Genomic DNA, 7251 nt, shown 5'->3' with positions numbered 1-7251 from the left:
CACCCGCTATGGTCTGTCCGCCAGCCTGATCGGCGGCGCGCCGGACCTCTACGACCGCTTCTGGGCGAGCACGCGCGCGGGCGTCATCAACTGGAACCGGCCGACTACCGGAATCCCCGCCAATGCGCCCTTCGGCGGGGTCTGCCTGTCGGGCAATCACCGGCCGGGCGGCTGGTATTCCGCCGACCATTGCGCCTACCCGGTCACCTCGGTCGAGATCGACCAGCCGCGCGCGACCATCGGCCTGGGCCTGCGCGATCCCGTTTTCGACTGAACGAAAAAGGGCGCGGAAGCCGTAGCCTCCGCGCCCCTTGTCTCCGTCGGTCCGTATCGGGCTTACGCCGCGACGCGGGCACCTTCCGGCAGCGCTGCCTTCGCCTGGGCGATGATCGCCGAGAAGGCCGCACCTTCGTGCATCGCCAGATCGGCCAGCACCTTCCGGTCGAGGTCGACCCCGGCCAGCTTCAGGCCGTGCATGAACACGCCGTAGGTCAGGCCCTCGGCGCGGACCGCCGCGTTGATGCGCTGGATCCACAGAGCGCGGAAGTTGCGCTTCTTAACCTTGCGGTCGCGATACGCATACTGACCCGCCTTCTCCACCGCCTGGCGGGCGATGCGGATCGTATTCTTGCGGCGGCCATAATAGCCCTTCGCATCCTCAAGGATGCGCTTGTGCTTCGCGTGCGTGGTAACGCCGCGCTTGACGCGTGCCATATCCCGCTACTCCTTAATTGAGACCGTAGGGCGCCCACAGCTTCACGCGGGCCGTATCGGCCTCGGCGAGCACGCTGGTGCCGCGGTTGGTGCGGATATACTTGGCGTTGTGGCTGATCAGCCGGTGGCGCTTGCCAGCGACGCCATGCTTCACCTTGCCGGTGGCGGTGAGCTTGAAGCGCTTCTTCACGCCGCTCTTCGTCTTGAGCTTGGGCATTTTCGTCTCCTTGTCAGGGCGATCAAGAACGGCCACGGCAGCCCATACCGGCCGGGCAGTTCGGCTAAATCGCTTGGAAGGCGCGGCCTATAGGGCAGCGAAGGCGCGCTTGCAACCGTTGCGGAACCGACCTGATCACGGCGGGTTTCCGACCCATGGCTGACGCATCTACCGCCGAGCCGGGGACGCTGCCCCCCTCCCCACCGCCGCATGCGCCGGCGCCCCGTCACGACGCCGGTTCCCGCGCGCTCGCCGCAACCATCGCGGTCTTCGCCACGATCCTCGGGCTGATCGTCCTTGCCTGGACGGTGCTGTTCGTGACCAAGGGCCGCTTTCTGAAGCACACCTTCGAACGGATCGCCAGCAGCCAGTCGGGCCGCACCGTCCGCGTCGCGGGCGACTTCAACTTCTACTTCGATCCCATCGCCACCAAATTCCTGGCGGAAGGGCTGACCGTCTCCAACCCCGCCTGGGCATCGCGGCCCAACCTGTTCCAGGCCAAGCTGATCGACACGCGCATCGCCACCTTCACCTTCCTGTTCGGGAACCGCAGCAAGGTGAACTGGATCAACCTCGTCGATGGCGAGGCGAACCTCGAATGGGATGCCAAGCGCGAGCGCAACACTTGGACCTTCGGCGATCCCGACGCGAAGGGCGAGCCGTTCCAGATCCCGCTAATCCAGCGTGCCGAGATCACCGGCACCAATGTCCGCTACCGCGATCCGGGCATGCAGATTTTCGCCGATATCGGCTTCCAGGCGATCAACGCCAACAACAGCCGCTTCGCCAACGCGATCCGCTTCGCGGGTGATGGCCGCGCGCGCGGCACGCCGTTCCGGCTGTGGGGTCAGCAGTCCTCCCCCAACGAAATCCTCGCGGGCGGGCGCAACGAATTCGAACTGCATGTCGATGCCGCGCGGACGCGGATCGATGTGGCCGGGACGCTGCCCGGCGCGACCGTGATCGAGGGCGCGGATCTGCGCGTCGCGGTGCGCGGCCAGAATTTGCGCAACCTGTTCGACGTGGCCGGCATCGCCGTGCCCGACACGCGCGCCTATCGCCTCACCTCGCACATGGTGAAGCGCGGCGACGAATATCGCTTCACGCGTGTGACCGGTGCCTATGGCAACAGCGATATCGGCGGGACACTGACCGTGCGCGTGCCGTCCGATCCCGATGACCGGATGTTGCTGACCGCCGACCTCGCCTCACGCCGGGTCGACATGGTCGATATCGGACCGTTCATCGGTTACGAGCCCAACGCGCTCGCGTCCAAGGGCGCGGTCGCGGCAGCGGCGGCCAGCGCGGAAGCGCCGTCGGGCGGCGTGCCGCGCATCCTGCCCGACGCCCCGCTTCGCGTCGACGCTCTCAAGGCGTTCGATGCCAAGGTCGATTATCGCGTCGCCGACATCCGGCAGCCGTTCATTCCCATTTCCAACATCGTCCTGGGGCTCGACCTCGATCATTCGCTACTCAAGCTGTCGCCGCTCAATTTCGATATAGCCGGCGGCAAGATCGCGAGCGACATTTCGATCGACGCACGCAATCCCGCCGTCGTGACGAGCTACGACATCCGCATGTCGCCGACACCGATGGGGAAGCTGCTCGCGCGCTTCGGCGTGGCGGAGTCGGGTACGACCGGCACGATCAAGGCGCGTGTCCAGATGCGCGGCACCGGCAATACTGTCCGCGATTCGCTCGCCACATCGAATGGCCGGATCGCTGTGATCCTCCCGCGCGGCACCTTCTGGACGCAATATATTCAGCTGTCCGAATTCGACCTGGGCGTATTTGTCCAGCGCATGTTCCAGGAACGGTTGAAGCGGCCGGTCCAGGTCAATTGCGGGCTGATCGCCTTCACCGTGCGCGACGGCGTCGCGGCGGCGGACCCGATCCTGATCGATACCGACAAGAACGTGATGACGGCCAAGGGCGGCTTCTCGTTCAAGGATGAATCGGTAGCGCTCGCCTTCCGCGCGGACGGCAAGAAGTTCAGTCTGTTCTCCGGCCAGTCGCCCGTCGGCATCGGCGGCCATTTCGCCGCCCCGACGATCCAGATCGTCACGCCTGAGCTGCTGACGCGTGGTGGCGCGGGCGTCGCGCTCGCGGCGGCGGTCAACCCGATTGCGGGCCTGCTCGCCTTCGTCGATCCGGGCGATGCCAAGGCAGCGCAGTGCGGGCCGGTGCTGGCGGGCGCGAGCGCCGCCGCGCAGAAGACCAAGGATGGCAAGCCGCGCAAGGATGTCGGCTCGGGTCAGTCGAAGGAAGTCACCAAGCGCAAGTGAGCTAAGGCGGCGCCCGGCAACCGGCCGGGTCAGCCCGCCATCGCCTCGGCGGCGAGCGCCTCGGCCTCGATCAGAAGCGCGTCGTCGGCCGCCGCGCCCGGCGTCACCCGCTCGCGCCCGATCAGCACCAGCACCGGCACCGCGAGCGGCGACACCCGCTCCAGCGCCCGATGCAGCATCGTCCCCTGCGCGCGTTCGAGCAGGTCCGCCAGCCGCCCGACATCGGTCATCCGCGCCCGCGCATCGTCCCAGGCGGCGCGCAGCAGCAGGTGGTCGGGCTCGTAGCGGCGCAGAACGTCGTAGATCAGATCGGTCGAGAAGGTGACCTGCCGCCCGGTCTTGCGCTTGCCCGGATGCTGCCGCTCGACCAGCCCGCCGATCACCGCCACCTCGCGGAAGGCGCGCTTGAGTAGGCTCGACTGCTGCACCCAGTCGACGAATTCGTCCTCCAGCACCCGCGCATCGAACAAGGCGGCCGGGTCGGTCACCGGCTCCAGACTGTAGGTCGCGATCGCATAGTCGCTTGCCACAAAGCCGAGCGGCTTGAGCCCCGCCGTCTCCATCCGCCGCGTCACCAGCATCCCGAGCGACTGGTGCGCGTTCCAGCCCTCGAAACTGTAGACCACCATGTAGTGCCGCCCCTCGCGCGGGAAGGTCTCGATCAACAACTGGTCGGGTCGTGGCAGCACCGATCGCCGCGCCTGCATCTCCAGCCAGTCGTGCACGTCGCGCGGGAAGCGCGCCCATTCGTCGGGCTCGGCGAAGAAGCGCCGCACCCGATCGGCGAGGTTGGTGGAGATCGGCATCCGCGCGCCGCCATAGGTCGGGATGCGCGCGGGCTTCTTGGTCGCGTGGACGATCAGCTCCTCGGTATCCATCCGCTCGACCTCCAGGCTGAGGCCGGCGAAGAAGAAGGTATCGCCCGGCCGCATCGATGCGGCGAACCCCTCCTCCACCTTGCCCAGGCTGCGCCCGTTCTTGAAGCGGACGGTCAGCATATCGGCCTCGACGATGATGCCGGCGTTCAGGCGGTGCTGCTGGATGAAACGCGGATGGCTGACCCGCCACAGACCGTCCGCGTCGCGCGTCAGCCGCTTGAAGCGGTCATAGGCCTTGAGCGCGTAGCCCCCGGTGGCGATGTAATCGAGCACCTGTCTGAACCGCTCGGGCGGGAGCGCGCTGTAGGGTAGCGCGTCCTGCACCTCGGCCAGCATCGCCGCTTCCTCGAACGGCGCGGCGCAGGCGCAGGCCATGACATGCTGCGCCAGCACGTCGAGCGCGCCGGGACGGAACAGGTCGCGGTCGAGCTCGCCCGCCTCGATCGCGTCGAGCGCGGCGCGCGCCTCCAAATATTCGAAGCGGTTGCCGGGCACGATCACCGCCTCCGACGGCTCGTCCAGCCGGTGATTGGCGCGGCCGATCCGCTGCGTCAGCCGGCTCGCCCCCTTGGGCGCGCCCATCTGGATGACGAGGTCGACGTCGCCCCAGTCGACGCCCAGATCCAGGCTCGCGGTCGCGACCAGCGCGCGCAGCCGGCCCGCCGCCATCGCCGCCTCCACCTTGCGCCGCGCCTCGATCGACAGCGATCCGTGGTGGATGCCGATCGGGAGCGACAGATCGTTCACCGCCCACAGATCCTGGAAGATCAATTCGGCCAGGCTGCGCGTGTTGCAGAAGATGATCGTCGTGCGGTGCGTCTCGATCTCCGCCATCACCTGTTTCGCGGCATAGCGCCCCGAATGGCCCGACCACGGCACGCGATCCTCGGGCAGCAGGATGTGGAGGTTGGGCTCCGCGCCGGGATCGCCATCGACCTTGGTCACCGCGTCGATGTCGCCCCCGGGGGCGAGCCAGGCGCGATAGGCGTCGGCGTCCGCGACCGTCGCCGACAAGGCGACACGGCGCACGTCGGGGGCCAGCGCCTGCAGCCGAGCCATACACAGGCTCAACAGGTCGCCCCGCTTGCCCGTGGCGAACGCGTGGACCTCGTCGACGATGATCGTCCGCAGGCCCACGAACAGCCCGACGCTGTCGGGGTGACTCAGCAGCAGGCTCAGGCTCTCGGGCGTGGTGAGCAGGATGTTGGGCGGGCGGGTGCGCTGGCGCGCCTTGCGGTCGGACGGCGTGTCGCCGGTCCGGCTCTCGACCGTGATCGATAGGCCCATCTCCTCGATCGGGTCGATCAGGTTGCGCTGCACGTCGATCGCCAGCGCCTTGAGCGGGGAGACGTAGAGCGTGTGCAGCCCGTCGTGCGGGCCGCCCCGCCCCGCTTTCTCGACCAGGTCGACCAGGCTCGGCAGAAAGCCGGCGAGCGTCTTGCCTGCCCCCGTCGGCGCGACCAGCAGCGCATGCGCGCCGCTCCGCGCCACATCCAGCATCTCGATCTGGTAGCGGCGCGGGGCCCAGCCGCGCCGCGCGAACCAGCCGGCGATCGCCGGCGGCAGCTCAGCCATCGGCGCGGGCCTGGGGCGTGGCCGCGCGGTCGTCAGTTGGTCTTGGGGTCGGGATCGGTGATCTTGTCCTCATGGTCGACGCGTTCATACAGATCCTTGGTCGCTTCCTCGGTCCGGTGGACCTGGCCCGCCGAACGGCGCCGGTTCATGATGAGCGCGTAGAGGATGGCGGCGGCCAGCAGCACCCCTCCGATCGCGGCGACGGTTCCGGTGTCGAGCATTGCTAACCTCCTTGGCCCCGAAGCCCAACGCGGCAGCGCGGCGTGGTATCCGCGCCGGAACAATCCGGGCACGCGCGGCGATATGACGGGCATGCATCGCGTCGGCGCCTGGATCGAGCCCCACCCCGAGGGCATCTACGTCCCCGCCGCCGACGCCTGGATCGATCCGTCCGAGCCCAAGGCGCGCGCGCGGGTGCCGCACGGCCATGCCGACCATGCGCGCGGCGGGCATGGCGCGGTGCTGGCGACGCCCGAGACGCTGGCGATCATGGAATGCCGCTACGGCCCGCAGACGGGGCAGCCGATCGCCTATGGCGAGAGCATCCGGATCGGCGACGTCGAGGTCAGCTTCGTCCCCGCCGGCCACGTCCTCGGCTCCGCTCAGATCGTGCTGGAGCACAGGAGCGAGCGGATCGTCGTGTCCGGCGACTAGCAGCGCCGCGCCGACCCGACCTGCGCGCCGTTCGAGCCCGTGCCGTGCGACGTGTTCGTGACCGAGGCGACGTTCGGCCTGCCCGTCTTCCGCCACCCAGATACGGGATCGGAGATCGACCGGCTGCTGGCCGCGCTCCACGCCAATCCGGACCGCTGCGTGCTGGTCGGCGCCTATGCGCTGGGCAAGGCGCAGCGGGTGATCATGGAGCTGCGCGGGCGCAACCATCACGACCCGATCTACCTCCACGGCGCGCTCCAGCGGCTGTGCGACCTGTATCGCGACTTCGGGGTCGCGCTGGGCGAGCTGCGCCCCGCCACGGGGCTGAAGGCGGCCGAGCTGCGCGGGGCGATCGTGCTGAGCCCGCCCGGCGCGCTCAACGACCGCTGGTCGCGCCGCCTGCCCGACCCGATCACCGCGATGGCGAGCGGGTGGATGGGAGTGCGCCAGCGCGCCCGCCAGCGCAATGTCGAGCTGCCGCTGATCATTTCCGACCATGCCGACTGGGACGAGCTGACCGACACGGTGCGCGAGCTGGCGCCGGGCGAGGTGTGGGTGACGCACGGGCGCGAGGAGGCGCTGGTCCACTGGTGCATGACGCGCCAGATCAAGGCGCGCGCGCTGGCGCTGGCGCATTATGACGACGAGGACGATTGAGCGCGGAACCGCGCCCGCCCCGGTTCGTCTCCGCGCCATGACCGCACGCACGACCTTCGCCCGCCTGCCCGAGGCCGACCTCACCGCGCTCGACGGCGCCCGCGTCGCCATCTTCGGCGCGGCGGAGGCGTCGCCCTATGTCGCGGGCGAGGCGAGCCATTCGGCCGGCGGGCCGGCCGCGCTGCGCGCCGCGTCGCTGCAGTTCGCGGGCAGCCTGACCCAATATGATTTCGACCTCGACGCGACGCTCTTCCCAGACAAGGAGGATCGG

7 protein-coding genes and 1 pseudogene are annotated in these 7251 nt (G+C 68.9%); 4 read left to right on the top strand and 4 right to left on the bottom strand.

Features of this window, described 5'->3' with window-relative positions; translation table 11 throughout:
- Positions 1-274 (top strand): aldehyde dehydrogenase family protein (locus ACOJSF_RS10365; protein ID WP_420142130.1); only part of this gene is annotated, 274 nt, incomplete at its 5' end.
- Between the two features lie 62 nt (positions 275-336).
- Here the strand turns inward: ACOJSF_RS10365 and rplT are convergent.
- Both rplT and rpmI read right to left on the bottom strand, forming a co-directional pair.
- Positions 337-714: a 50S ribosomal protein L20 gene (gene rplT / locus ACOJSF_RS10360; RefSeq protein WP_294390976.1), complete on the bottom strand. Its 378-nt coding sequence runs from the start codon at positions 712-714 to the stop codon at positions 337-339.
- Between the two features lie 13 nt (positions 715-727).
- Positions 728-931: a 50S ribosomal protein L35 gene (gene rpmI / locus ACOJSF_RS10355; protein ID WP_420142129.1), complete on the bottom strand. Its 204-nt coding sequence runs from the start codon at positions 929-931 to the stop codon at positions 728-730.
- A gap of 155 nt (positions 932-1086) precedes the next feature.
- On the opposite strand from rpmI, the gene ACOJSF_RS10350 reads away from it, so the two are divergent.
- Positions 1087-3216, top strand: a complete 2130-nt coding sequence (locus ACOJSF_RS10350) for an AsmA family protein (protein WP_420142128.1) — start codon at positions 1087-1089, stop codon at positions 3214-3216.
- 29 nt (positions 3217-3245) lie between these two features.
- On the opposite strand, the gene ACOJSF_RS10345 is transcribed toward ACOJSF_RS10350, so the two are convergent.
- Together ACOJSF_RS10345 and ACOJSF_RS10340 are read right to left on the bottom strand one after the other, a co-directional pair.
- Positions 3246-5669 (bottom strand): ligase-associated DNA damage response DEXH box helicase, encoded by a 2424-nt coding sequence (locus ACOJSF_RS10345; RefSeq protein ID WP_420142127.1) that lies wholly within the window; start codon positions 5667-5669, stop codon positions 3246-3248.
- Between the two features lie 32 nt (positions 5670-5701).
- Entirely contained in the window at positions 5702-5890 is a 189-nt protein-coding gene (locus ACOJSF_RS10340; protein ID WP_420142126.1) for a hypothetical protein, read from the bottom strand.
- Between the two features lie 91 nt (positions 5891-5981).
- On the opposite strand from ACOJSF_RS10340, the pseudogene ACOJSF_RS10335 reads away from it, so the two are divergent.
- Together ACOJSF_RS10335 and ACOJSF_RS10330 are read left to right on the top strand one after the other, a co-directional pair.
- A pseudogene (locus ACOJSF_RS10335) lies at positions 5982-6980 on the top strand (ligase-associated DNA damage response exonuclease).
- 37 nt (positions 6981-7017) lie between these two features.
- Positions 7018-7251, top strand: a 234-nt coding sequence (locus tag ACOJSF_RS10330; protein WP_420142125.1) for a hypothetical protein, incomplete at its 3' end; no start/stop codon positions are given.

It is taken from the genome of Sphingomonas sp., assembly GCF_048594985.1.
Lineage (GTDB): Bacteria > Pseudomonadota > Alphaproteobacteria > Sphingomonadales > Sphingomonadaceae > Sphingomonas_I.
This window is presented reverse-complemented; position numbering and strand designations above follow the sequence as displayed.

Coding starts and splice junctions, on each gene's coding strand:
- rplT (WP_294390976.1), bottom strand. CDS start 714: ATGGCACGCGTCAAGCGCGGCGTTACCACGCACGCGAAGCACAAGCGC.
- rpmI (WP_420142129.1), bottom strand. CDS start 931: ATGCCCAAGCTCAAGACGAAGAGCGGCGTGAAGAAGCGCTTCAAGCTC.
- ACOJSF_RS10345 (WP_420142127.1), bottom strand. CDS start 5,669: ATGGCTGAGCTGCCGCCGGCGATCGCCGGCTGGTTCGCGCGGCGCGGC.
- ACOJSF_RS10340 (WP_420142126.1), bottom strand. CDS start 5,890: ATGCTCGACACCGGAACCGTCGCCGCGATCGGAGGGGTGCTGCTGGCC.
- ACOJSF_RS10350 (WP_420142128.1), top strand. CDS start 1,087: ATGGCTGACGCATCTACCGCCGAGCCGGGGACGCTGCCCCCCTCCCCA.